Below are 26,997 nucleotides of genomic sequence, written 5' to 3'. Positions count from 1 at the left end.
ACTACCAGCGTTATGTCCATAGATTTACGGGAATTTTATCAGGCTACCGACCCCAGCAGAACTCTGTTTGTTAACAATAGTTCTGATGGCAAGTATTATATAGATTTTTCTTCAGTTCGGGGTGGTGATATTCTGGGCAAGCTGAAGCAGAAAATTACTTTTTTTAAGCCCAATGAACCCACTTGCACTTTATTTACTGGGCATATTGGTTGTGGAAAATCGACTGAACTATTACGGTTACAGGCAGAACTGGAAAAATTAGGCTTCCAAGTGGTCTATTTTGAGTCCAGTGACGACCTGGAAATGACCGATGTTGATATTGCTGATGTGCTGCTAGCGATCGCTCGGCGGGTGAGTCAAAGTTTGGATAAAATTACTCTGGAGCCACCTAACAAATTTAACGAGTTGCTGCAAGGTGCTTGGAAAGTCTTAAACTCCGAGGTGACGGGGGTAAAAGTTAAGGTTCCTAATGTCGGCGATTTTGGTGTAACCTCTGAAAAAGATAAGCTTTCTCTGTCTGTGGGCATTGGTGAAATCACTAGCAAGATGAAAAATGACCCAACGCTGCGAGAAAAACTCAATCAGTATTTAGCACCACAAAAAACTAAACTGCTAGAAGCGATTAATCAAGAATTATTGGAACCTGCGATCGCTAAACTCAAACAGCAGGGTAAAAATGGTCTGGTGGTAATTGTCGATAATCTTGACCGCATAGATAATCGTGTCAAACCTTGGGGTCGTCCGCAGCAAGAATATCTATTTGTCGATCAAGGTGAGTTTTTGACTAAGCTTAATTGTCATCTCATCTATACCATGCCCTTGTCATTGAAGTTTTCCAACGATTACGGAATGCTGACTCAGCGTTTCCCAGAAGATCCCAAGGTGTTACCAATGGTTCCTGTACAAAAGACTGATGGCAGTGTTCATTTACAGGGAATGGCACTGATGCAGCAGATGGTACTAGCAAGAGCTTTTCCTGACATCACACCAGAAGAGCGTTTAAATAAAATTACCGAGATTTTTGATAGTGCGGCTAGCCTAGAACGGTTATGTAAAATCAGCGGTGGTCATGTGCGGGACGTGCTGAGGCTGTTGAATACCTGGATTATGGAAGAAATGAGTCTTCCCCTCACCCGTGACACCTTAGAGCAAGTTATTCGTTCTCGCCGGAATGAAATCATGTTGCCAATTTCTGATGATGAGTGGCAATTGTTACGTCATGTCAAGGAAAGGAAAAAGGTGAGTGATGACCACGGATATCAAAAACTGATCCGCAGTCGGTTTGTATTTGAATACCGCGATGGTGGCGAGTCTTGGTTTGATGTTAATCCCATTTTGGCAGAAGCCAGGGAATTAAGTTTGTAGTAAGCACTTTAGTGCTTATTATTTCCTATCTTTGAAAGCACTAAAGTGCTTACTACGAACTAAACACATAAGCTTATGAGTTCACAGCAACCACCAGAAGATGACCATGTAAACAACGATGTCTACGACGGGCTACGCCAACGCTCTCTGAAACAATTAGCTTGGGCGATCGAATCCTCTGTGGGACAGTTTAAGCTGATATTGGCACGGTGTAATTATGGTAGCTTGCGCGATCGCTTAATCTCCAGACTGCAAGAAATTTGTCAAGTCGAAATTCGTGTATTGGCGGTGCAGCAATCTCGCAAAACTCTTTATACTGCGATTCAGGAAGAATTTGGCGAAGAGATACCAGCTTGTGTAATGGTTGTGGGTTTGGAATCAGTGCAGAATTTATCTGTGATGTTAACTTCTGCGAATCAGGTGCGGGAAGAGTTTCGCAAGAATTTTGCTTTTCCCTTAGTGTTGTGGATTGACGATGAAATCTATAAGCAACTAATACAGCTTGCGCCAGATTTGGAAAGTTGGGCAACTACGAGAAATTTTGAGATATCAACACAAGAATTAGTAGATTTTGTCACCGAAACGGCTAATTCTTGGTTTAGCGATCGCTTAAAATTTAGCGTAGATGTATATGTCAAGCTGGAAAATGAGTTAGAAGCAGCGCAAAGATATTTACTCAATCAGCCAGATGTTTATAATTTAGAACTTCAAGCTAATTTAGAATCTTTATTAGGTTTTCTCAAACAGATAACTAATCAAAAAGATTTGGCGCTACAGCATTATCACAAAGCTTTAGAGCTTTGGCAGCAAAGTAATAATTTAGAACGTCAGATAAAAATCCTCGGTGAAATCGGTTTTTGTTATTATCTCAAAGCTTTTAAACATCAAGATATTAATCATCCTGATTGGCAAGCAACTTGGCATTATGTCCAAGAGGATATAAATTTTATTAGCCGGTTGAGAAGTCCAGATTTAATTGCTAATGCAGTAGTTAAATTCGGTGATATTTTGCGAGACTTGCAAAAATGGGAAATTTTGCAGAGTCTTGCAGAACAAGCTTTAGTAGTACATCAAACTAATAACCAGCTAAGGGAATTAGCCAAAGATTACGGTTTTTTAGCTGAGGTGGCTTTGGCTAAAAGAAACTGGGTTGAAGCAAATCAGCTTGTTCAGCAAGCCTTGAAAATTTTTGCCGCTATTCCCAATGTGGAATCAGCGAGTATATCAGGGGTTGTATCGGAGATTTCCGCAAGAGATTTTAAATCAAAAGATTTGAGTTTATATCAGTTTATTTTAGGTCGTTCTCAATACCATTTGGGTCAAATTCAACAGGCAAATCTCAGCTTAGAAACTGCTAGAGATGTGGGTAATCCCCTAGAAGATGTCAGGCTTTATTTGGATATTCTCCGTTTTTTACAGCAGATTTATTTTGAACAGAAAGAATATCTCAAAGCATACAAAATCAAACAGCGACGGCGTTCTATTGAACAGCAATTTGGTTTGCGGGCTTTTATTGGTGCGGGTAGGTTAGAAGCTACAAAACAGGCGCTTGTAGAGACATTGCGCTCAAACTCTCCCCAAGGAAACATTGCCCCAGAAATTGCTGCATCTGGTCGCCTATTGGATGTAGAACGTTTGATTGAACGCATGGGTCGCCCTGATTATAAGTTGATAGTAATTCATGGGCAATCGGGTGTCGGCAAAAGTTCCCTGGTGAATGCGGGACTGATACCAGCTTTAAAGGATAAAGCGATCGGTGTTCAAGATTATATGCCGGTAGTAATGCGTGTTTACACCAACTGGGTAGAAGAATTAGGCAGGCTTTTGGGAAAAAGTGAGGAGTGGGGAGTTTGTAGAGACGCGATGAATCGCGTCTTTCCTGAATGGCGAGAGTCAGAACTCGGAACTTCGACCTCAGAACTCGGAACTTCGACCTCAGAACTCGGAACTTCAGCCTCAGAACTCGGAACTTCGACCTCAGAACTCGGAACTTCGACTTCAGAACTCGGAACTTCGACCTTTGATATTCAAAATACCCACTCCTTACTTCTTTCTTCTTCTTCACGCCCTAGTGCAGACGCGATGAATCGCGTCTCTACAAAGTTTCTAATCACTCAACTACGCGAAAACGAACAGCGCAACCTGCGGACGGTGCTAATTTTCGATCAATTTGAAGAATTTTTCTTTGTTTACACCGAACCTGCACAAAGGAAGCAATTCTTTGAGTTTTTGGGAGAGTGTCTGAATGTTCTATCGGTGAAAGTTATCTTATCGCTGCGGGTGGATTACATTCATTACTTGCTGGAGTGCAATGATTTGTCCAGCCTGAAGATTATTGGCAATGACATTCTCAGTAATAATGTGCTTTACAAGTTGGGGAATTTCTCACCTGCTGATACGAAGTCAATTATTCACCGTTTAACTGAAAATACTAGTTTTCATTTAGAACCTGCTTTAGTTGAACAACTGGTGCAAGATTTAGCCGGGGAATTGGGTGAAGTGCGTCCCATTGAGTTACAAGTTGTGGGGGCGCAACTGCAAACGGAGAATATTACAACTCTGGCAGAATATCGGCAGCGTGGCACTAAGGACGAATTGGTTAAGCGTTATTTGGATGAAGTTGTTAATGATTGCGGCGTTGAGAATCAGCAAGCAGCAGAAGTATTACTGTATTTGCTGACGGATGAAAAAGGAACTCGCCCGTTAAAGACTCGCGCTGAGTTGGAACGCGATTTGTTGCCGTACTTCTCGGAGATCCCCCCAACCCCCCTTAAAAAGGGGGGCTTAATTTCTTCAACCCCCTTTTTAAGGGGGTCGCCGCAGGCGGGGGGATCGAAAACTAGGGTGGAACACGCTTCTGAAATCAGTAAATTAGATTTAGTGTTAGAGATTTTTGTCCAATCTGGCTTGGTGGTTTTGCTACCAGAAAACCCGGCTGACCGTTATCAACTTGTACACGACTACATCGCCGCCTTTATCCGCCAGCAGCAGGAACCGAAGTTAAAGCAGGTGATGGCGGAACTGCAAAAGGAACGAGAACAAAGAAAAGTGAGTGACGCGAAACTGAATAACTTTCTCAAACGTGCCCTTTTTGGTTCCGTCGCCGCAGTATTAGTATTCGCTGGGTTGGCAGGTTTATCATGGCGATCGGCAAATGAGGCAAATGAGCAAAAAAAACAAGCCGATATGAATGAAATTAACGCTATTAATAACTCTTCAGAAGCGTTTTTTGCCTCTGGACAACATCCAGAGGCTTTAATCGCAGCTTTAAAGGCAAGTGAAAAACTCAAACGCACACCTTCGGCACTAGAAAGAAGCGATACCCGAATGCAAACTGTGGCAACTTTACGGCAAGCGGTTTACTTAAAGCCCAACGAGAAGAAAGAAAACCGCGCCATAGAGGTAAATACCTTAGAAGGTCATAGCAGTCCGGTCAGAAGCGTCGCCTACAGCCCCAATGGACAACAGTTAGCTTCTGCTAGTGAAGACTACACCATCAAAATCTGGGAGGTCAGTAGTGGTAAACTCCTCAAAACCTTCAAGGGTCATAGCCGTTTGGTCTTTAGCGTCGCATACAGCCCCAATGGACAACAGTTAGCTTCCACTAGTGAAGACAACACCATCAAAATCTGGGATGTTAGCAGTGGTAAACTCCTCAAAACCCTCAAAGGTCGCGATTGGGGCTATAGCGTCGCCTACAGTCCCAATGGACAACAGTTAGCTTCTGCTAATTATGACAGCACCATCAAAATCTGGGATGTCAGCAGTGGTAAACTCCTCAAAATCCTCAAGGGTCATACGGGTTCGGTCACAAGCGTCGCCTACAGCCCCAATGGACAACAGTTAGCTTCTGCTAGTTTTGACAACACCATCAAAATCTGGGATGTCAGCAGTACTAAACCCCTCAAAACCCTCCGCGATCATAGCGGTTACGTCTGGAGTGTCGCCTACAGCCGCAATGGACAACAGTTAGCTTCTGCTAGTGCTGACAAGACCATCAAAATCTGGGATGTCAGCAGTACTAAACCCCTCAAAACCCTGACTGGTCATAGCGATAGGGTCTTTAGCGTCGCCTACAGCCCCAATGGACAACAGTTAGCTTCTGCTAGTGATGACAAGACCATCAAAATCTGGGATGTCAGCGGTGGTAAACTCCTCAATTCCCTGACTGGTCATAGCGGTTACGTCTTTAGCGTCGCCTACAGCCCCAATGGACAACAGTTAGCTTCCGCTAGTTATGACAGCACCATCAAAATCTGGGATGTCAGCAGTAGCAAACCCCTCAAATCCATGACTGGTCATAGCGATAGGGTCTTTAGCGTCGCCTACAGCCCCAATGGACAACAGTTAGCTTCTGGTAATGATGACAAGACCATCAAAATCTGGGATGTCAGCAGTGGCAAACTCTTCAAATCCATGACTGGTAATGGTCATCCCGGTTACGTCATAAGCGTCGCCTACAGCCCCAATGGACAACAGTTAGCTTCTGCTAGTAATGACAACACGATCAAAATCTGGGATGTCAGCAGTGGCAAACTCCTCAAATCCATGACTGGTAATGGTCATAGCGGTTACGTCTTTAGCGTCGCCTACAGCCCCAATGGACAACAGTTAGCTTCTGCTAATGATGACAACACCATCAAAATCTGGGATGTCAACAGTGGTAAACTCCTCAAACCCCTCAAGGGTCATAGCAGTTACGTCAGAAGCGTCGTCTACAGCCCCAATGGACAACAGTTAGCTTCTGCTAGTGATGACAACACCATCAAAATCTGGGATGTTAGCAGTGGTCAACTCCTCAATTCCCTAACTGGTCATAGCTATGGGGTCAATAGCGTCGCCTACAGCCCCAATGGACAACAGTTAGCTTCTGCTAGTGATGACAACACGATCAAAATCTGGGATGTCAGCAGTGGTCAACTCCTCAAAACCCTGACTGGTCATAGCAGTAGGGTCAATAGCGTCGCCTACAGCCCCAATGGACAACAGTTAGCTTCTGCTAATGATGACAACACGATCAAAATCTGGGATGTCAGCAGTGGTAAACTCCTCAAATCCCTGACTGGTCATAGCAGTAGGGTCAATAGCGTCGCCTACAGCCCCAATGGACAACAGTTAGCTTCTGCTAGTGATGACAAAACAATAATTTTATGGGATTTGGATTTAGATAATTTATTATTCAGTGGTTGCAATTTGCTGAATGATTACCTCATTGCCCATCCAGAAGTGTTAGAAGAGTTGCAATCGTGCCAAACTCCATCGCGGTTGGCGCAAGGGGCGACAGTGTTAGTCATCCAAGGTGAGAAGTTAGGGCGAAATGAGGATATTAATAGTGCTGTGGAAAAGTTTGGCAAAGCACAGCAGTGGGATGCTAATTTAAAATTATATTCCAAGGTGAAAGTACAAGAGTTTGTCAACAAACGTAAGGCTAAAATCTTAGTTGATGAATCAAACAGTCTCTTACAAGAGAAAAAGTTTAAGGAAGCGCTAGCAGCTTATACCGAAGCTCTCAAGCTCGATCCAAAAGTCGAAATTCCTGCTGATTCTTGGAATAGACTATGCTGGGACGGGAGTCTACAAAAACAAGCCGTTGATGTGTTACCAGCCTGTGATAAAGCCGTTGCACTTGCACCTGAAAATGGCAACATTCGCGATAGCCGTGGCTTGGCTAGGGCGCTGACAGGCGACACCCAAGGGGCAATTACAGACTTTGAAGCATATATCGCCCAGACTCAGAATAAAGATAGTAAAGCACAACGGCAGCGCTGGGTGAAAGATTTACGGGCGGGGAAGAATCCGTTTACAGATGCAGAACTTAAGAAGTTACAGAATTAGGGACTTCCAAATAAAAAAATACTCAACTACTTCTTGTGGGGTGGGCAACATGAGCGCCCATATACAAAGGCGGGCAAGATGCCCACCCCACAAGATTGGGTAATTTATTTGTTGGAAGTCCTTTAGTTAAAAGGGGCGGTTAGAAACCGCGTCTACACGAGGCAAAACCCACCTTCGTGGGTTAAAAATCTTAATTTTCTCTTAGTCCGCGGAGGCGGACTTTGTTTGTGTAGCCGCGAATTCCATTCGCTCTGGCTTTGTAGGTGCGATCGCTCCCATTAATCGGGCTAAAATTGAGTTACATCAATATATGGAATAAACAAATTTGAGAGGATGTTTCAAAAGTCCTCTTGCGGATATTCAAAGTTTTAGATCCTCCTAAATCCTCCTAAAAAAGGAGGACTTTGAGAGGTTTTTGCCCCCCTTTTTAAGGGGTGTTGGGAGGATCGATAAGTGCCTCAAATTACAGCCAACCACTTTTAAAACATCCTCTTGGACATAGTTTCAACGTTAGTGCATAAATTAAGCGAACGGATAGTTTCGACTGCTCTTTTTTCAGTTTTTGTGATAAATCCGGTTAAAATCGCTGACCTATGCCTAAATGCACTTTGCTTTCTCCCTGGTCATTAATGCCATAATCAGCCCGAATTAAGCCTAGTGGTGAATTTAAGCGCACTCCAGCCCCATAACCAAAACCATAACCTGGTTTGCCTCGTACACCGGCAGGATCTCCTAATACAGTATCACCTGAGCCTAAGTCAGAAGCAAAGTCAGCAAATAATACACCCCCGACGATTGGTAAGACGGGAAAACGATATTCTGCGGAAGCTAATACATAACTGCGACCACTTCCAACATCGCCTGAATCGTAACCGCGCACTGAATTGGAACCACCCAAGTTAAAGCTTTCGTAGGGTGGTAAATTTCCAAGGACGGTACCAGCTTGCAGATTCACTGCAAATACTTGTGGCTGTTTGGTGTTAAATAATTGGACTGGTAAATATTGGCTGTAATTGGCTTTGAGGCGATTTAGGGAAATATTTCCTTGACCGATGGGTATAGATTGTTCTGTACTCAAACTCAAAACGGAACCTTGAGTTGGATTGAGGGGATTATCCCGTTGGTCTTTGGTGGCGGTGAAAGATACGGTAGTTAGGTCGTCAATACCTGTTCCACTTGCGGAGAGGGGATTACCCTGAGCATCGGTTGAGGTAATATTACCTTGGCGATCGCGAATACTAGTTCGGGTATAGTTTAATCCTAATGAGGTATTCCAGTCGTCGATTGGTCGCTGTAAGCTGACACTTCCACCAATTTTACCTTCCCGCACTGTGTCGCCGTTAGCTAGCTTAATGTTGTCATCAAAGGTTTCCGAAAGTTCCCGATTCCGAAAACCATTTATAGTGTACCCCAAGCGATCGGGGTTTGTTGTCCGATAGGGGCTGACAAATTTGCTATTAAACTGCAAGTCTCGGCTACTTACACCAACATTCAAGCCTAAAGTATCGTTAATCCCGCCGACATTCCGATCTTGATAGCTGATTGTACCTATCAAACCCTGGTCGGCATTATAACTCCCGCCCAAGTTAACGCCACGCGCCCCAGTTTCTTTAAGTTGATAGACTAAATCAAGTTTTGTCGCATCTCCTTCTAAGGCGACATTCACAGTTTCAAATAAACCAGTCTGATATAACTGTTGGATGTCTTGTTTAACTACATTTTGTTGGAAAATTTGACCAGGTTTTAGTTTGAGTTGCTGTTGCAGAAAATCTGGTTTGGTGCGTCCCCCAACAGGATTACCCTTGCTATCAACGGTTTTACCCTCGTCGTTGACAAAACGAAATTTGATCTCACTCACCAAGCCTTCAGCAACATTCACTGTGAGAATGCCTTGAGAACTGGGTTTAATTGATAGCACTCGTGCTAAGTTATAACCATTGTCGGCGTACCATTTATTAATTTGTGCTACTGCTTGCTGGAGTCCAGCCGGACTGATGGCGGTTCCGATTTGAGATTGCAACTGTTGTTGGGCTACTTGGTAGGTAAGGACTTTCGCACCAGATAATTGCAGCGATCGCACAATCACCGGTTGCACTTGATAAACTACATTTAATCCAGCCTGTGTGCTAAAGCTATTCACACTGACATTGCTAAATAAACCTGTATCCAAAATTGCCGCTACATCTTTTTGTAGTTGGCTTTGACTGGTTTCTCCACCAGCCTTAGTTTTAATGACTTTACGAATGATATCCTGCAATTCTTGATTTGCTCCTACTACCTGGACATCTGTAGCTGTAACTACTAAAGTGTTGTCAGTCGCAGGGGTTTTGGGGGATAGGGAGGGAGTGGGAGAAAAAGGGAGTGGTACGGAAGAATTTGCCTTGTCTACTTTGTTTTCAGCAAGCGGCTTGAGAGTTGGTTTGGCTGTAGGGGAGGCGGAGGATATAGGGAGGATGACTGCTGAGTTTAAGATTACTGGGGAATTTTTGCTTGCACCTGTTTTTACTGCGATGGGATTTTGAGAAAATTGTTGTGCAACTATAGTTTCTGGGGAAGCAATTGTCTCTATGCGTGTGGGAGTGTCTTCAATTATTGGTACTACCAAGTTACCAGCTTTTGCCGTTGGAGTAACAGTTTTAGTAGACGCAGCCGTTGCTTGCTGAGTGACATTGGCAGCAGCTAAAGTAGCTAAAGTAAAAATTGCAGTAGCAGAAACTCGCATAATATTTAACCTAATTAACTGGGAGTTATATCAATTTTGGATTTTAGATTTTGGATTAAAATACTTGACTAAAAAGCAGGTCTTAAGAATTTAAAACAATACATCCTTTCCGAATTTGCTGTTAGTTGTAGAAAAGTAAAGAAATAGCGATAATACTAACTTCCAGCTTCTTCGCCGATTTTCCTTTATACCTCTTACCCAAACAGACAGTTAATTTTGATATTTTGTTTCTATGAATAATGCATCTCGCTTATCTTTAGCTTCTAACTCCCAAACTGCAACTTCTCCTTTACGGTTACTTGTATTAAGTAATGGTCATGGCGAAGATTTAATTGCAGTTCGGATTTTGCAAGAACTCCAACGACAACCAAACCCACCAGAGATATTTGCTTTACCTCTGGTGGGTGAAGGACGTGCTTACGAACAGTTAGATATCCCCTTTATCGGTTCAGTACTGACTATGCCTTCTGGCGGCTTTATTTATATGGATGGCCGCCAATTAGCGCGAGATGTCCGAGGTGGTTTATTACAACTTACTCTCAGCCAGATAAAATCTGTCCGCCGATGGGTGAGTTCTCAAAAAAAATTAGGTTATAAAAGAGCGATTTTAGCTGTGGGAGATATTGTCCCCCTGTTATTTGCAACTTTTAGTGGCACTAATTATGCTTTTGTGGGTACGGCAAAATCTGAATATTATGTGCGGGATGAAGCTGGATTGTTGCCACGTAAATCTAAAGACGCACGTTGGGAAAACTTTTCTGGTTCAGTTTACCATCCTTGGGAACGTTGGTTGATGAGTCGTCGCCGTTGTCAGGCGGTGTTCCCTAGAGATGCGCTGACGACCGAAACATTAAAACAATGGCCAATTCCCGCTTTTGATTTGGGTAATCCCATGATGGATGGTCTGGAACCCACGTTTTCACGCCAACAATTTTATAGCGAGAATGCCCAACAGCAAGAAAGAGTCCGACCTTTTGTGGTGACTCTTCTGCCTGGTTCCCGTCCGCCAGAGGCATATACTAACTGGGAAATAATTATGATTGCCGTATCTGCGTTGATGGCGAGTTTCCAAGAGCGAGGTTCAATCTTTTATACTTCTAGCACAGTAGTATTTTTAGGTGCGATCGCTCCTGGTTTAGACTCTAATATTTTATCCCAAAGCGTGCAATCCCAAGGCTGGCAAATTCAATCAGCATGTCCAATCAAACTTCCCGATCCAAATCTCTTGACATTTAAGCAAAGAAATGCATATATTGTGCTGACACAAAAAGCTTATAATGATTGCTTGCATTTGGGAGATTTAGCGATCGCAATGGCAGGTACAGCCACAGAACAGTTTATCGGTTTGGGGAAACCTGCGATCGCTTTTCCCGGTAATGGCCCACAATATAATCCCGCCTTTGCTGAAGCTCAAAGTCGTCTTTTAGGCTCATCTTTGATTTTAATTGAGCAGCCGACAGAAGTAGCGAAAGTTGTCCAGTCTCTATTCAAAGATCCTGATATTTTGCAGATTATTGCCGAAAATGGTGGGCGACGCATGGGAAAATCGGGAGCAGCAAGAAGGATTGCTGATTGCTTGCAAGAACGATTGGGTTGAAGGGCTATTTAGTAGTTAATCTCCTTCATCTCCCCAATCTATAATCAGCATTCCTCATGCTACCAACCCAGAACGTAAAGCCCTTACAGCAGCTTGGGTACGGTCATCAGCACATAATTTATTTAGAATATTACGAACATGAGTCTTGACAGTACCAACTGTAATATAGAGTTTCTCGGCAATTTGACCATTGCTACATCCAGCTACAATCAACTCTAGAATTTCCAATTCCCGTTGAGTTAGGGGATATGTTTCCAAAACTTGCTCGTATTCTGATGCCAGCGCCTCAATTTTTACAGTCTTCGGCTTGTCAGAACCTTGGCTTTCTCCAGGAATACCTTGCCGCATCTTCCGCAATACCACATTGGCAATTGCCGGATCGATCCAAGAGTTACCGCCGTGAGTTGCTTGAATCGCCTCAGTTAATTTACTGATGCTTGTTTCTTTCATGTAATAAGAATCAGCACCCGCAGCGAAAGCTGCAAGTACAGCATCCTCTGTATGATCCATCGTCAGGATCAGAATCTTTGTTGACGTTTGCCCGCTTTCAGCTTGCTGGCGTTTGAATTTACGGGTTAGTTCAATGCCATCCATATCAGGTAAACCGATGTCTACAACAGCCACATCTGGCTTTGCCGTTTCCAAAAGTTTTAACCCTTGAGTAGCATTTGCTGCTTCACCAATTACTTTCAAAGCGCTGTGAGACTGTAATGCAGCCCGTAGCCCCATTCGCGTTAAGTCATGATCTTCAATTAAAATAATGCTAATTTCATTCATAGTTACACTCGCTCTGACGCTGTTTGCATCTTTCAAAATATTACCTTTTGTAAGTTGCTATCTATTATTTTCCCAAACTCAAGATAGATGATCTTTAAACCAGTCTGCATCCATCGGTAGAAATAATAAATTTCCTATTTTTGAATATTTAGATAGAAGACATATCTAGCTGAAGATATATAGATACTTGGATAAAAAGTATGAAATATTGAGACGAATGCCAAACTTATCCCCCCTTGTTCAAAATTCAGCTTTCAGTTGCCATGTTTTATTAGTTAATTACTATTATCTTCTATAAAGTTTTGAAAAAGCTTAGGAAAATAGACAATTTACAACGGGTCAAAGTTTACTTACAAAAAGATGAACAAAGTTTCGAGGGGTTTTGAACCAATCCTTTAGATTCATCGGCTTGATGGAGCTAATGGGCATCCTTACCTTATACAAGGGAATCAGACGGCGTTTAAATTTGATCGAGGTCTTGGTAATTTTGCGAACAGTGGGAGACTGCGATCGCCAGGAGAATAATAACACAGGACTCGCGATCGCTCAGAAAATGGTCGAAACTCCAGGAGGGAGGATTACTTAAAATTCACAAACCAGTTTTATCTGAATCTAACCAATCTAATGGTTAAAACTGTTCAGGCTTATGGTACACGATAATGGTCTGCAACTCTCACCAATGGGTGACGACGGTCGCTAGCTGACTCATTTAGAATTGTTTTAAGCTGAGTAAAGTATTTTATTTTACTTTAATCGGCTTAATCCTTTGTCTTCAGAGCAAAAGTTTTCGGTTTGTTGATTGCTAACTTTTTTGGAAGCCATTGGTCATTTGGGAGGAGTTTAATTTCAATCCTCTGGTAAATTAACCAGATTGAGGATACAACAGACTCAATTTAACCCAAGGAAATGCCCGAAAGAGTGATTAACATACTACTAGTGGAGGATAAAGAAGTTGATGTGATGAATGTCAAGCAGACATTCAATAAAGTTAATATTATTAACCCGGTTCACTTTTTATATTACGCGGCGATCGCAGACAGCCTCCCAAAGTTACCGTCGAGCAACACTTGGTTTTGCGAAAAGATTTGAAGATGCCAAAGATGGGCGGTATCAAATTTCCCCAAGAATTAGGTTCTGACCCGCAATTGAGAGCAACTCCTGTAGTTGTGATGACTATCTCAAATCAAGTTCAATAGCGAGTGAAAGCTGGAAACTAAAATCTAGCTGAATATGTCTTGAAGCCTTTAACCTTTCCGTCAAGATAATAGCAGCACCCAACAAGTATTGGATATTGTGCAAAATGCCTTAGTCAATCAAGTTACAGATTTTAGATATCCGAAAATCTTATATTATTTAGTTGGATAATCTCAAAAGGGAAATGATATATATCAATATCTGTCTGGCGGCAAAAATAAAAACCGATGGAAGAGACACTGAAAATTTTGGTTGTAGATGATGACGAAGTAGACAGGATGGCAGTCCGTAGCGCTTTGACTGAAGCAGGTGTTCAAATGGAACTGTCTGAAGTCAGTGATAGCAATGATGCATTTTCTGCCTTAAGCACTACTGCTTATGATTGTGTTTTCCTCGATTATCGCTTACCACTCCAGGATGGACTAACCTTGATTCAACAGCTACGTTATTCGGAAATTCAAGTTCCTTTAGTAGTTTTAACTGGTCAAGGAGATGAACAAATTACTGGGGAATTAATCAAAGCTGGTGCTACAGACTATCTTTCTAAGTCTAGGATATCCCCAGAAAACTTGGCACAGGTTTTGAGGAGTGCGATTCGGATTTATCGGGCTGAAATGCAAGCAACTTTGGCAAAAGAGGAACTCATTCGTAAGAATCAGGAATTGGAGAGACAACAGCAACATATTCAAATGCAAAACTTCAAGCTATTGGAGACATCGCGGTTAAAATCACATTTTTTGGCAACGATGTCTCACGAACTCAGAACGCCGATGAACGCGATTATTGGTTTTTCGCAAATACTGCTGCGTCCTAAGTTCGGTCAACTAACTCACCAGCAAGCAGATATGGTTGAGCGCATCTTGAATAATGGGAAGCATTTACTGATGCTACTCAATGAAGTTCTCGACTTTTCCAAGCTGGAGGTAGGACGATTAGACTTGAAGGCGGAAATATTTGATGTATCAAAGATCGTAAATCAGGCTGTAAATGAAATGCGTTCTCTAGCTGATGCCAAAAATCTCTCATTGTTAGTGCAAAACCATTTGCAAAATCCTTCGGTATTTAACGATCCTGTGCGGATAAAACAAATTTTAATTAATCTGCTTTCCAACGCCATTAAGTTTACAGAGTCTGGTGAGATTTGGGTTGAGGTTAAGGAACTACCAGAAAAGAGAGTAGCAATTATTGTTCGGGATACAGGGATTGGCATAGCATCCAGAGATTTTAAACGTATTTTTGAAGCATTTCGACAAGTCGATCAAACTATCACTCGCAAATATCAAGGTACAGGACTGGGTTTAGCAATTGTAGATTCACTGGTACGAATGATGGGCGGCAAAATTTTTCTTGAGAGCAAAGTGGGCATGGGTTCAGTATTTAAAATTGAATTGCCGCGTCAAATCAAATTGACGAATGTAACCGCTAATTCCCCAAATTCACAAGATGATGAGGGGAATTTTTACTCTCCTAAAAATTCCCATCAATCATCTTCTGAACCTAGGGAAGCACCAATAGGATATCCTAAATTTAAAATATAAATTACTTCCAAAAAATAATAAAAGTTGATTAATCATGTCTGTAGTTGAAAATAATAAAATTTATCGTATCCTCGCAGTTGACGACATTCGAGATAATCTTATTTTGGTTCAAGCAATTTTAGAAAGTGAGGGGTATGAAATTGATTTGGCTTCAGATGGAATAAAAGCTTTGCAGCAAGTTGAACAATCTCCACCCGATCTGATTCTGTTAGATGTGATGATGCCGGGAATGGATGGTTATGAAGTCACCCGTCGGATTCGGCAGAACCCTGCACTCTCTTATATTCCAATTCTGCTGATTACTGCCTTTCACGAATCCAGCGTTGTCGAAGGTTTAGATGTTGGTGCTGACGATTTTATTCGCAAACCATTTGATACTGATGAACTACTGGCAAGGGTGCGATCGCTCTTACGTCTCAAGCAGAGTCTCGACGAACAACAAAGAATGGCCCGCCAACGAGAAGACTTTGTTTCTCGTCTGACTCATGATTTGCGAACTCCCCTAGTGGCCGCCGATCGCATGTTGAATTTGTTTGAGATGGAAATATTCTGCAAAATTTCGCCGGAAATGAAACAAGCGATCGCAGTTATGATTCGCAGTAACCAAAATTTGATGGAAATGGTAAACACTCTGTTAGAAGTCTATCGCTTTGAAGCAGGTAAAAAAACGTTGAATTGGGAGGAATGCGATTTACGTGAGATATCTCAAGAAGTAGTCGGCGAACTAAGTCCTCTAACTAGCGAAAGAGGTTTAACTTTAACAATAGACACTAGTAAAATAGAATCACTCGGTAATAATGCTGCTGTTATTATGGGCGATCGCTTGGAATTACGGCGAGTACTAAATAATTTGATCGCAAATGCCATCAAATTTACAGATACAGGAGGCATAACAATCCGCATTTTTGAAACATCACCTCATTCAGGAAATCAAGATTCGGTAACGATTGAGGTAGAAGATACAGGATATGGGATTGCGCCCGAAGATCGGGCAACAATTTTCGAGCGATTTCGCCAAGGCAAACATAAACGCTCAGGTAGTGGTTTAGGACTACATCTATCCCAGCGGATTGTAGAAGGGCACGCAGGAACTATCCATGTCGCCTCTGAACTAGGCAAAGGGACTTTGTTCACTGTGCAACTACCTAAGAACATTTCTTGAAGGAGGCAGTTCTTGCAAGAGGTCTATAAAAGTTTTTTACACTTTTTCTTCAGTAACTAACGTCAAACTAACCCATTCGCCTTTCTCGTTATAGCTGCGAATCATCCTCTGGCGAAGGTTTGGCTGGATTAACCAACCCGCTTCCAAGAATAAGGGTTGACGTAACTGCACCTTGAGGGGAGAAGTTGCAGAAGCACCATCAGGCAACAATAATACTTGTACCTGCTTTTCTGGATCTTGGTCAAAGAGAACGATGGAACCTTTAATGGTAGCAGTTGAGGTAATTGTACGTTCCCCAAAAGAAGTACTTTGAATTAATCGCCCAGCATCATCAAGTTGTATTTTCAGAGTTGTAGAGTAAATATTAGGGGAACGCAAATCTCGATAGATTGTCACTGCTTGTCCTCGCCATTCTCCCAATAAATCATTTATCTCCAAGGGTGGACGTTCTGCTGCTGGAGTTCCGGCTAAATGTTCTCGAATAAGAGTTAGTCCATTTAGATGACCGTTTTTATCAAACAGTTGCACCAAACGTAAGCGGCGATTTTCACGAACAAAAGCGAGTTCTCCACCGAATTCGGAAAATGGCCCTAGCTGAATTAAACCTTCAGAAAATGAACCATTTTCAAAAAATAGCAGACCTCCTCCTACAGAACTAAATTCTCTGATTACATCATCCTTTCCCGAACGACTTAGAGTTAGGCGGACTGTCTGATTATTGTTCAAACTCTCCAGCGAAAGACGACTAGAAGTATCGTTCAGAAGCGTACCTTGGGGAGAAAAATTAGTAAATGAACCTTCCCATATACCGAGATTTTGCAAAAAACATTCCCATTGTGATTTCATAACTATTTTGTCCTTTGTCATTGGTTATTGGTCATTTGATTAGCCTGTAAGTTTAATCTCATATTCGTTCAATACAAAACTTCAGTTGTTATTTTAAAATTTTGAAAATTCCAAGTTCAAAGGACAAATCACAAAGGACAAATGACCAATGACTATCCTTTAGCAAAACATCGGACAGCAAATAAGCTTCCCATTAATCCTACAGCTGCACCGAAACTCAAGAGAATCAAGGGTAATAGTAAAATTTGGGCTGGAGTGAGTTGTACTCCGTTGGTAATAACTTGGATAAACTCAGGTTGATTGGCTAGTAGCTTACCGATAAACTGTTGAATCACAGAAATGAAACTCCAAGCGATCGCACCACCAACTAAACCAAAAGCAATTCCTTGTAAAATAAACGGCAGGTAAATCCAAGCTGAGGTTGCTCCCACCAGTTGCATAATTTCAATTTCCTGTCGTCGTGCCATGACAATCAGCCGAATTGTGGTTGTAGTCACTGCGATCGCTGTTAAGGTCAGAATAATCGTAATTGTTAAAGTAATCCAGTTCAATCCCCGGTGCAACTGGGCAATGCGTTTAACTGCTTCATCGATATATTCCACTGTCTCAACTCCCGGCAACTTAGCCAGTTGCGTTGCTAAAGTTGGTACAACTTGAGAATTACGCGCTTTCACCTTCATCTCATCAACCAAAGGATTCTCACCTAGCTGCTGGGTAGCGCCCTCAATATCAGAAATTCTCATTTCCTTAACTAATTTAGTCCAAGCCTGTTCTTTGGTAACGCTTTGTATCGCCGCAACCTCCGGCATTTTGGCGATCAGTGGCTCAATGTTTTCGACCCGCGTATCCGGTTCAAGATAAACTGATACTTCTAGCTGGCTACCAAACTGATAGAGGAGTTTTTCAACTTGCCAAGAGGTTTGTAAGCTCAAACCAAATAAAAACAGTAACACCGTCACAGTACTTACGGCTGCCCAATTCATCCAACCTCCCCGCAATAAACCGAGGAAAGTTTCTTTAAGCAGATAGTCTAGTTTGGTAAAAGACTTAAACATAATTCGTAATGGGCTACGCCCCGCTTCGCTAACGTAATTCGTAATTCATAATGCCCAATTCCCAATTCCCAATTCCCCACTCACTAAATTGATAGAATGAAAATAGTACGAATTTTCACCACTAGCCATTGAGACTCATGCCTTCTGAAATTGCTGTAGAGAAAAAAAAGTTAAAAAATCCACCTTTGGAGCTTCATTATTTAGGCGATCGCGTGTTGCGTCAAACTGCAAAACGGATTTCTAAAGTAGATAACGAACTTCGCCAGATGGTGCGCGAAATGCTGCAAACTATGTACAGCAAAGATGGCATTGGTTTGGCTGCCCCCCAAGTCGGAATTCACAAACAACTAATCGTCATCGACCTAGAACCAGAAAATGCAGCTAATCTGCCTTTGGTGTTGATTAACCCCACCATTAAACAAGTAAGCCGCGAAATCTCTGTTGCCCAAGAAGGATGCTTGAGTATCCCCAATGTATATCTAGACGTAAAGCGCCCCGAAGTCGTGGAAATTGCCTATAAGGACGAGTATGGTCGTCCCCGGACATTAAAGGCTAATGACTTGCTGGGACGCTGCATTCAGCACGAGATGGATCACCTTAACGGCGTGGTATTTGTAGACCGTGTGGAAAACTCCTTGACTTTAGCCCAGGAGCTATCTAAGAATGGCTTCTCGTATCAAGCGGTGAAACCAATAGCATAGGGGGCGAGTAGTGTATTTAACTCCAAAAAGCGGTTTATTTCTGGGTGGTTCTTGTGTAAGTGCGATCGCAGCTGTCGGTTCGATTTTTGAACTCAGTTACGGACAACCAGATTTGGGTTTCCAAGTCACGGCGATTATCCTCGCATTGAGCATTCCACTCACCGGATTATTTTTCTTTGCCGCAGTTAAGGACGCAAGGGCTAACATGAAGTAAGCATCAGGTACATAAAAAAGGTAAAAGGATGAAGGAAAAAGGCAAAAATTCATTCTTTTACCTTTTATTTATTCGATTCCTCTACGGCTCCCAAGGCTTTGAGAGTATTTATCTGTGCCGATGTTAACCCTGTCACGCCAGTAATATTCATTTTTTCATAAGGTCTATCGGCTCTGAGAGTTTTTAAGCGATCGCCGATCAGTCACAGCGCAGACCTTCAGAAAGTGCGGATAATTCTGACTAACCCCCAATGGTGGGATGCAGGAAAAAGTCGTCGCAACTGGAGATATTACTGCCGCAAGGTTCCTACACAGATCGTGTCTGAAGATTACCTCAGCGTGGTGACAACAGTCATTACTTTTTGGGGCCTATTATCGATGAGATATGCCAGTAAATGTCTTGATTGCAGGTCGCTACAGTTAGGTAAACTCATCTTGGTAATCTTCCTTAAAAAACGGGCATCATAAATTATCAATGTTGAATCATAGATGCCTATGTCCGCCCTCTCGTTCTGGCAATCTTCCCAATCAGCGAAAAAACCTGTGGGTGATTCACCCTCATCCTTCAGTACAAACTCTGGTAAACCTTCGCGCCGCCTGTTAGCTAAGGTAATTGTGGGTGGCACTACTTTATTTGTAGTTGTAGGCGCTTATTTCAGCTATCAGACCGTGCGAAGTATCATGCTAGCCAATCTCAAGAATCAAGTTCTGTCAGAGGTGAAACAGAGCCGAGATGAAATTGATCGCTGGTTAGCAATTCTCAAAGTTAGAGTTGAGATGTTGGCAAACACAGACGTAGTGCGCTCAGTAGATTGGTCGATCGCCAGTAATTACTTGAAGGCGGAACACCAGCGAATTGAAGATTTTTCACTCTTTGCTTTAACCACGCCAGATGGATGGCGAGAGAGTACAGTACCGAACAGTAAGCGGGGAAATGTCACAGATCGCCGCTGGTTTCAAAGGTCGATTGCTGGATATGTTTATGTTGGCGATCCCATGATTGCCAGAGCCAATGGTGTGTCATCAGTCGCCATCTCGTCCCCTATTCGCAGAGATGGCAATCCATCGAGTCCTCCCATCGGTGTCGTGCATGGAAATGTTGCTGTCGATCGCATCAATTATGTCACAGATACACTAAGATACGGCAAGAATAGCTATGCTTTTACGCTCAACTCCGTCGGACAAGCGATCGTACATCCTAACCCCGCCTTCATGACCACGATTGAAAAGCCTGGGATGAAATTGGTTGAGGCCGCAGATCCAGGTTTAGCGGCGATCGCTAAAAAGATGGTAAATCGGCAACAAGGTATTGAATTAGTAACTATTGACAAAACTAAAAAATATGTTGCGTTTCTCCCTCTAAAAGAAGCTAACTGGTCAGTAGCACTCGTCATTCCCCGTGAAAATATTGAATCTCAACTAAAACTCCTAGATAGCATTGCTCTGGCAGTCTTAGCCTTGGCGGGGACACTGATTGGGGTGTTGGTCTATGTCCAATCTGCTGAACAAGACCAACTGAAACAATCAAAAGCCTTAGCAGATGCAGCCAAAGAAATTGCTGACAGCGCCAACAGTGCCAAGAGTGAATTTCTTGCCAACATGAGCCACGAACTCCGCACACCGTTGAATGGCATTCTCGGCTATGCCCAAATTCTAGGACGCTCCAAAGCCTTACCTGACAAAGAACGTCAGGGAGTCTACATCATCCAGCAGTGTGGCTCTCATCTGCTAACACTGATCAATGATATTTTGGATTTGTCAAAAATCGAAGCTCGTAAACTCGAACTTGCCTCCCAAGCTTTTCACTTGCCGTCTTTCTTGCAAGGTGTTGTGGAAATTTGCCATATTCGGGCGCAGCAGAAAGGCATTGAGTTTCACTACGAACCTGATGCTGATTTACCTGTGGGTATCAGCGCCGATGAAAAACGTCTGCGCCAAGTATTGATTAACCTCCTCGGTAACGCCATTAAGTTTACCGATCGCGGTAGTGTTACCTTACGAGTTCAACGAATTGGGCTGGAGTCCGATGTCTACGACGGGCGTAGATGCAGCACGGCTCAACTGTGCTTTACCATCGCCGATACTGGTGTGGGGATTGCACCACCAGATATCAACAAACTCTTCCAAACCTTTGAACAAGTAGGGGAGCAGAAGCGCAAAGTAGAAGGCACAGGGCTAGGTTTAGCCATTAGCCAACAGCTTGTACAGTTAATGGGTGGACAGATTCAGGTCAAGAGTCAATTTGGTGTTGGTAGCGAGTTCTTTTTCGAGATCGTCCTGCCCTTAGCAAGTGACTGGAGTCAACAGCAGACCGCATCTGTGGGTAACATCATTGGCTACGAAGGCCCACAGCGCCATATTTTAGTCGTAGACGATCGCTGGGAAAATCGCGCCGTCTTGCTGAATCTGCTAGAGCCTCTAGGGTTCACGATCGTCGAAGCAGAACATGGACAAGCTGGCTTAGACCAACTCCAGCAACATCTCCCCAATTTAATCATTACTGACTTAGCGATGCCTGGGATGGATGGTTTTGAGATGTTGCGAAATATTCGGGAACAGGAACAACTGCAATCGCTCAAAGTTATTGTCTCTTCTGCCTCCGTCGCGCAAATCGATCAACAAATGAGTATTGATGCTGGTGGCGATGATTTCCTCGCCAAACCAGTGCAAGTGAATGATTTGTTCAGACTGCTGGAAAAACATCTCCAACTCACTTGGAAAACGGAAGACATTCCCGATCGATCGGCAGATGAGCCGCAACCAACAGAATTCATTCCACCCCCCCTAGCGGATCTCCAGGCTTGGTTAGAACTCGTGCAAGAGGGGCGATTGAAGAAGCTGATCGCAGCAGCAGAACAACTGGAGCAAGAGAGCCATCAATACCAACCTTTCACTCAGAAGATCGTCCAACTTGCTAAACAATTTCAAAGCGAGCAACTTGAACAATTCATTCAGCAGTATCTTGCTTAAAAACATGAGGAGTGGGTGGCGCACCGCCTGTGCTGCTGCTTTTAAATATCTGCTACTAGCACTGAGGATGAACCCAGTAGCTATAAGGCTTTCAGCTATCAACACTTTCCCAACTTCAGCGACTAAGGCTTACTATATTTATGTACGCAGCGTCAATATCTACCATCACAGGTTTAGTTTTAATTGTTGATGATACGCCTACCAACCTAGAGGTAGTTTCAGAGACCCTGAGTGATGCGGGCTTTGATATAGCTATAGCCACCAGTGGCGATCGCGCACTACAACAGGTCGAACGCCGCCTCCCCGACCTGATTTTATTAGATGTGATGATGCCTGGAATCGATGGATTTGAAACTTGCCGACGGTTGAAAGCCAATGACCGCACCTGCCATATTCCCATCATTTTTATGACTGCTCTTTCCGATAGTGACAGCAAAGTTAAGGCATTGGAACTAGGAGCCGTAGATTATATAGTTAAACCCTTCTATGAAAAAGAGGTTCTGGCACGAGTCAGTACCCATTTGCAACTGTCTCACCTCACCAAAACCCTCGCATCACAAGTCGCCCAAAAAGCAGCAGAACTAGAAGCTTCACAACTGCAATTGATTCAAAACGAAAAAATGTCTGCCCTCGGTAATTTGGTCGCTGGGGTTGCCCACGAAATCAATAATCCCATCGGTAGCATTGTTGGCAATGTCAATGCAATACAAGATTATTTTAATGATTTGTTAGGTATTATCGATCTCTATGGACGGAAACTCCCGCAACCTGATGCGGAAATTGAAGATGAACTGGAAGCCGTCGATCTAAATTACATTCGAGAAGATTTACCGAAACTAATTCGCGCCATGAAAGAAGGAGGCGATCGCATCACATCGATCAGTAAAAGTCTTCGTACTTTCTCTCGTGGTGATAGCGACAATAAACTATCTTTTAACCTACATGAAGGCATTGATAGTACCATTTTAATTCTCAAACATCGTCTCAATGCCAATGAACAACGTCCAGCAATCGAAGTTGTCATTAATTACGGTGATTTACCTCCGGTAGAATGTTTTCCTGGGCAGTTAAATCAGGTATTTATGAATATCTTAGCCAATGCTATTGATGCTTTAGACGAAGCAAACAAAGGGTATATTTTTCAGGAAAATCAAGCCAATCTCAATAAAATTACTGTGAAAACCTTTGTCGAAAATAATCAGATAAAAATCTCAATTAGTGATAATGCTAAAGGGATGAGTGAAGAAGTCAAACAAAAAGTATTTGACCATTTATTTACTACTAAATCTGTCGGTAAAGGTACAGGATTAGGATTAGCGATCGCCCGGCAAATTGTCGAAAAAACCCACGGTGGTAAACTGAGTTGTAATTCCGTTTTAGGAACAGGTACAGAATTTATAATTGAGATTCCTATCTCTTGATTTCTTCTAAAGCCGCTTTTGAGTGGGTACACCAACAGCGCGGGGAAAATTGACTGGTGTGGCTGCAACCTTACGCAAGTATAAGCAGTGACGAATACTGTCACTCACAGGAGTTGTAAATTTTTCGATCGCTTCAATTATGCCACCCAACTGCTCAACAGTTTTTGCAAAGCTGTAGTTTCCTCATCATTCCAATTATGAAAGAGTTAACGGTTTCTCAAATAACTTCTAAAATAGAAGAATGCTGTTAACTCCGACTCAACTACTGCGACTCTCTCAAGGACAACTCAACTTACTAGAAGTTTGTCCCCGTAAATTTCAACATACCTATCTCGAAAAACTCAATTCGCCCTCAAATCCCGAACAAGAAGAACGGCAAACTTTGGGTAGTCGTTTTCACTTGCTTATGCAGCAGCGAGAAATGGGTTTGCCAATTGATAGTTTTCTGCAAGCGGATGCTAAACTGCAAAGCTGGATGCTAGCTTTTGCCGATGCAGCCCCAGAAATTTTAACGGCTGCATCTGATAATCAAACTTTCCGTGAGAGCGAACACTACCGAACTCTGCAAGTTCAGGATTATTTGCTGACGGTTGTCTATGATTTATTGATTGCAGATAACCAACAAGCGCAAATTCTCGACTGGAAAACTTATCCGAAACCACCCAATAAACGCAAGTTAGAATCCAACTGGCAAACACGCCTTTATCTGTATGTATTGGCAGAAACTAGCGACTATTTGCCAGAAAATATTTCCATGACTTATTGGTTCGTCCAATCGGAGGGCAAACCGCAAAATATTAAATTTAATTACAATACTGCTCAACACACACAAATAGCAAAGAAACTTAATCAACTGTTAAGTCAGTTAACCCATTGGCTGGAAGATTACCAAAATAACCAGCAGTTTCCTCAAGTTGTGGAGGGTAGAAAAACTTGCGATTATTGTCAGTTTGCCAAAAGGTGCGATCGCGATCGCATAGAAGTTAATGAAGAGGCAGTGAAAGACTCATTGCCAAATTTTGACAGCATTCAAGAAGTCTCCCTTTGATTTTATCCTGTATCTCATGGAAACTTAAAAAGTAATATAAAGTCCTTTTTGTAAATCTAAAGCATTTGAAAGCATTTTCATTGTAAGAACTAGACTCGGTAAATGTTCGTTTTTTTCGTTCAATAATAAATTAAGCAATTCCCAGTTCTTATTAACTTGCTCAAGAGATTGGAAATACGATCCCATTTTGCCAGGATCGAAATAATTTCCTGAAATGCCGAAAACTTTCCCTAACAATGGAGATACATCTTTATCCAGTTCATTGAATAGCATATTATAGAGAAGCAACCAATCATAGCCAAGTCCAATATCACATTGAGGATTATAATATTTGGTAATTGCAAAATCACCATACTGACTTATATCCTCTGTCTCTATGATTTCTTTCCATGAAGAATCTAAAGGTTCGCCTTCATCAGGATCTTTAAGGGATGAAAGGTTATTTTCGATAAAACTAATCAATTCGTTCCCTTGGTTAATAGCAAGGGCATTTTCTAAAATATCAGCTAATTCTTGAATAAATATATCGTAATCAAAGAGAAATGCTTTATGTCTCATTGACATTTCTTTAATCCCTTGTTGCCCAAACTTCATATCGTGGTGTTAGCTGGTAAAATAAATTTTCTTAAATAAATGTTTTGTTTATCTCGCTAAAATTTAGGAAGCATCTCATCTATATAAAAAATCACAACTTCTAAATTTATGTCAAGCTTTGACGAAACAGAAGCGATTTATGTGCGCGAATTAGGAATTGATGACATTGCTCCCGTTTATCACTTGGGAGAAGGGTTATTTACTAGCGATTTATACCCTTATTTATACCGCACCTGGGATGAATGGGAGGTGATTGGACTTTACAACACCGATCCTGAATATTGCCTCGTAGCCGAAACAGACGGAGAATTAGCAGGATTCATTTTGGGAACCATCATCACCAAAGCATCCTGGACTTATGGATATATTCTATGGCTAGGTGTGAGTCCGAAGTTTCAGCGTCGGGGTGTAGCAGACAAGTTGGTGGATAAAGTCGTCGCCCGAATGATTGAAGATGGAGCGCGGTTCATGCTGGTAGACACCGATCCCACCAATACTTCAGCCTTAAAGTTTTTTAACCGTAAAGGTTTTGGCAATACTCGCCAGCATATTTTCTTGTCGATGAATTTGAGCAAACATGAATATTATGGCAGATTGATTGATTATGAACACCAAAAAGCTGAAAGAGCCGGTTACAAGCGATCGCGTCCAGCAATTCGCGCCCGCAAAGCTGATAGCGTCGCTAATGAAGTAATTCTTAATCCCCTAGTAGGTGAATCTCAAACAACAGAGGATCAATCCCCGATTTAATCATGCCAGAACAACAGCAGTGGACTATAGCAGCAAGCGAACAACCCCCGGAGTGGTTTATCCAAGCGGTGAGACAGCATACACCCCTATCAAGTGGAATGTATGCAGCGCAATTATTGTGGCAACGGGGAATTAAAGATAATCAACAATTAACAGCTTTTATCAACTATAAAGCTTATCAACCAGCGAGTCCCTTTGAGTTTGGGCAAGAAATGCACTTAGCGATCGCCCGATTGCAACAAGCATATAACGCCAAAGAAAAAATTGCCATCTGGGGAGACTTTGATGCTGATGGGATTACCGCTACATCTGTACTTTGGGATGGATTAGGGCAATTTTTTACACAAAAGACTCAGTTAGTTTACTATATTCCCAATCGCCTGAAAGAATCTCACGGCCTCAATAATCAAGGTATTGATAATTTAGCAAAACAAGGTTGCAAATTAATTGTTACTTGTGATACTGGCAGCACAAATCTTGAAGAAATTATCTACGCCAAACAGCTAGGCATAGATGTAATAGTTACAGACCATCATACTTTACCAACCGAACGCCCACCTGTCGCAGCAATTATCAATCCCCGCTATTTTTCAGGGGAACATCAGCTATTTAATCTTTCTGGGGTAGCGGTAGCTTATAAGTTGGTCGAGGGATTATATCAAACTCTGCCTAATATTGCAAAATATCCGTTAGAAGATTTATTAGATTTAGTAGCAGTAGGATTAATTGCCGACTTGGTGCAGTTAAGTGGAGATTGTCGTTATTTGGCGCAGTTGGGAATTCAACGACTGCAAGCAGATTTTCAACAGCCGCCAGCAGCGCGTCGCCGTCCAGGGGTGGGGCGATTATTAGAATTGTGCCAGAAAAGTGGCGATCGCCCCACAGATATTTCCTTTGGTTTGGGGCCAAGAATCAACGCCGTCAGCCGCATCCAAGGTGATGCCGGTTTTTGCGTTGAATTATTAACCAGTCGAGATGTCAAACGTTGTCACGAATTAGCCGAAGTTACAGAACTCGCAAACACCAGGCGCAAGTCTTTGCAAAAAGATGTGCAAGCACAAGTAGCACAAAAGCTTACTCAATTAGACTTATCAACCACCAGCGTCATCGTTTTAGAAGATGCCCAATGGCCTGCGGGTGTATTAGGCTTAGTTGCTGGACAGATAGCACAAGAAACAGGCCGCCCGACTATTTTGTTGAGTACAGAGG

At 42.5% G+C, this 26,997-nt stretch carries 18 protein-coding genes and 2 pseudogenes; 14 read left to right on the top strand and 6 right to left on the bottom strand.

Going from position 1 to position 26,997, the window contains the following annotated elements; translation table 11 throughout:
- The first annotated feature begins 12 nt into the window (after positions 1-12).
- Both CDG77_RS16920 and CDG77_RS16915 read left to right on the top strand, forming a co-directional pair.
- Positions 13-1,365: an AAA family ATPase gene (locus tag CDG77_RS16920; protein WP_094330511.1), complete on the top strand. Its 1,353-nt coding sequence runs from the start codon at positions 13-15 to the stop codon at positions 1,363-1,365.
- 75 nt (positions 1,366-1,440) lie between these two features.
- Positions 1,441-7,200, top strand: coding sequence for an nSTAND1 domain-containing NTPase (locus tag CDG77_RS16915; protein WP_094330510.1), 5,760 nt, complete (start codon positions 1,441-1,443; stop codon positions 7,198-7,200).
- Positions 7,201-7,777: 577 nt separating this feature from the next.
- On the opposite strand, the gene CDG77_RS16910 is transcribed toward CDG77_RS16915, so the two are convergent.
- A complete protein-coding gene (locus CDG77_RS16910; protein ID WP_094330509.1) occupies positions 7,778-9,922 on the bottom strand; it encodes a BamA/OMP85 family outer membrane protein in 2,145 nt (714 codons plus the stop codon).
- 232 nt (positions 9,923-10,154) lie between these two features.
- Between CDG77_RS16910 and CDG77_RS16905 the strand changes: the two genes are divergently transcribed.
- Positions 10,155-11,519: a lipid-A-disaccharide synthase-related protein gene (locus CDG77_RS16905; RefSeq protein WP_094330508.1), complete on the top strand. Its 1,365-nt coding sequence runs from the start codon at positions 10,155-10,157 to the stop codon at positions 11,517-11,519.
- 54 nt (positions 11,520-11,573) lie between these two features.
- Here CDG77_RS16905 and CDG77_RS16900 read toward each other — a convergent pair whose 3' ends face one another.
- A complete protein-coding gene (locus CDG77_RS16900) occupies positions 11,574-12,296 on the bottom strand; it encodes a response regulator transcription factor (RefSeq protein WP_094330507.1) in 723 nt (240 codons plus the stop codon).
- A gap of 382 nt (positions 12,297-12,678) precedes the next feature.
- Between CDG77_RS16900 and CDG77_RS35525 the strand changes: the two genes are divergently transcribed.
- The 4 genes and pseudogenes from CDG77_RS35525 (at position 12,679) to CDG77_RS16885 (ending at position 16,190) form a co-directional block, all read left to right on the top strand.
- Positions 12,679-12,882, top strand: a complete 204-nt coding sequence (locus CDG77_RS35525) for a hypothetical protein (RefSeq protein ID WP_143857041.1) — start codon at positions 12,679-12,681, stop codon at positions 12,880-12,882.
- Positions 12,883-13,202: 320 nt separating this feature from the next.
- A pseudogene (locus tag CDG77_RS16895) lies at positions 13,203-13,605 on the top strand (response regulator).
- Positions 13,606-13,717: 112 nt separating this feature from the next.
- On the top strand, positions 13,718-15,028 hold the full coding sequence (locus CDG77_RS16890) for an ATP-binding response regulator (protein ID WP_094330506.1): 1,311 nt from the start codon (positions 13,718-13,720) through the stop codon (positions 15,026-15,028).
- A gap of 34 nt (positions 15,029-15,062) precedes the next feature.
- Positions 15,063-16,190, top strand: coding sequence for a hybrid sensor histidine kinase/response regulator (locus CDG77_RS16885; RefSeq protein ID WP_094330505.1), 1,128 nt, complete (start codon positions 15,063-15,065; stop codon positions 16,188-16,190).
- A gap of 36 nt (positions 16,191-16,226) precedes the next feature.
- Here the strand turns inward: CDG77_RS16885 and CDG77_RS16880 are convergent, their stop codons facing one another.
- Together CDG77_RS16880 and CDG77_RS16875 are read right to left on the bottom strand one after the other, a co-directional pair.
- Positions 16,227-17,036, bottom strand: coding sequence for a DUF3598 family protein (locus CDG77_RS16880; RefSeq protein WP_094330504.1), 810 nt, complete (start codon positions 17,034-17,036; stop codon positions 16,227-16,229).
- A 152-nt stretch (positions 17,037-17,188) separates the two neighbouring features.
- Positions 17,189-18,091 (bottom strand): cell division protein FtsX, encoded by a 903-nt coding sequence (locus CDG77_RS16875; protein ID WP_094330503.1) that lies wholly within the window; start codon positions 18,089-18,091, stop codon positions 17,189-17,191.
- A gap of 137 nt (positions 18,092-18,228) precedes the next feature.
- Between CDG77_RS16875 and def the strand changes: the two genes are divergently transcribed.
- The 4 genes from def to CDG77_RS16855 all read left to right on the top strand — a co-directional run bounded on the left by def (position 18,229) and on the right by CDG77_RS16855 (position 23,396).
- Positions 18,229-18,792, top strand: coding sequence for a peptide deformylase (gene def, locus CDG77_RS16870; protein ID WP_094330502.1), 564 nt, complete (start codon positions 18,229-18,231; stop codon positions 18,790-18,792).
- A gap of 10 nt (positions 18,793-18,802) precedes the next feature.
- Positions 18,803-19,006: a hypothetical protein gene (locus CDG77_RS16865; RefSeq protein WP_094330501.1), complete on the top strand. Its 204-nt coding sequence runs from the start codon at positions 18,803-18,805 to the stop codon at positions 19,004-19,006.
- Between the two features lie 488 nt (positions 19,007-19,494).
- Positions 19,495-21,975: a hybrid sensor histidine kinase/response regulator gene (locus CDG77_RS16860; RefSeq protein ID WP_094330500.1), complete on the top strand. Its 2,481-nt coding sequence runs from the start codon at positions 19,495-19,497 to the stop codon at positions 21,973-21,975.
- A 140-nt stretch (positions 21,976-22,115) separates the two neighbouring features.
- Positions 22,116-23,396 (top strand): sensor histidine kinase, encoded by a 1,281-nt coding sequence (locus CDG77_RS16855; protein ID WP_094330499.1) that lies wholly within the window; start codon positions 22,116-22,118, stop codon positions 23,394-23,396.
- Positions 23,397-23,402: 6 nt separating this feature from the next.
- On the opposite strand, the pseudogene CDG77_RS16850 reads toward CDG77_RS16855, so the two are convergent.
- Positions 23,403-23,590, bottom strand: a pseudogene (locus CDG77_RS16850) (16S rRNA (guanine(527)-N(7))-methyltransferase RsmG); the annotation flags it as partial.
- 47 nt (positions 23,591-23,637) lie between these two features.
- On the opposite strand from CDG77_RS16850, the gene CDG77_RS16845 reads away from it, so the two are divergent.
- A complete protein-coding gene (locus CDG77_RS16845) occupies positions 23,638-24,444 on the top strand; it encodes a PD-(D/E)XK nuclease family protein (RefSeq protein ID WP_094330498.1) in 807 nt (268 codons plus the stop codon).
- A gap of 24 nt (positions 24,445-24,468) precedes the next feature.
- Here CDG77_RS16845 and CDG77_RS16840 read toward each other — a convergent pair whose 3' ends face one another.
- Positions 24,469-25,038 (bottom strand): hypothetical protein, encoded by a 570-nt coding sequence (locus tag CDG77_RS16840; protein ID WP_094330497.1) that lies wholly within the window; start codon positions 25,036-25,038, stop codon positions 24,469-24,471.
- 108 nt (positions 25,039-25,146) lie between these two features.
- On the opposite strand from CDG77_RS16840, the gene CDG77_RS16835 reads away from it, so the two are divergent.
- A complete protein-coding gene (locus CDG77_RS16835; protein WP_094330496.1) occupies positions 25,147-25,788 on the top strand; it encodes a GNAT family N-acetyltransferase in 642 nt (213 codons plus the stop codon).
- A 2-nt stretch (positions 25,789-25,790) separates the two neighbouring features.
- A partial coding sequence (locus CDG77_RS16830; RefSeq protein WP_190233987.1) for a single-stranded-DNA-specific exonuclease RecJ occupies positions 25,791-26,997 on the top strand: 1,207 nt, incomplete at its 3' end.

The sequence above is a fragment of the Nostoc sp. 'Peltigera membranacea cyanobiont' 213 genome (assembly GCF_002245975.1).
Taxonomy (GTDB): Bacteria; Cyanobacteriota; Cyanobacteriia; order Cyanobacteriales; family Nostocaceae; genus Nostoc.
This window is presented reverse-complemented; position numbering and strand designations above follow the sequence as displayed.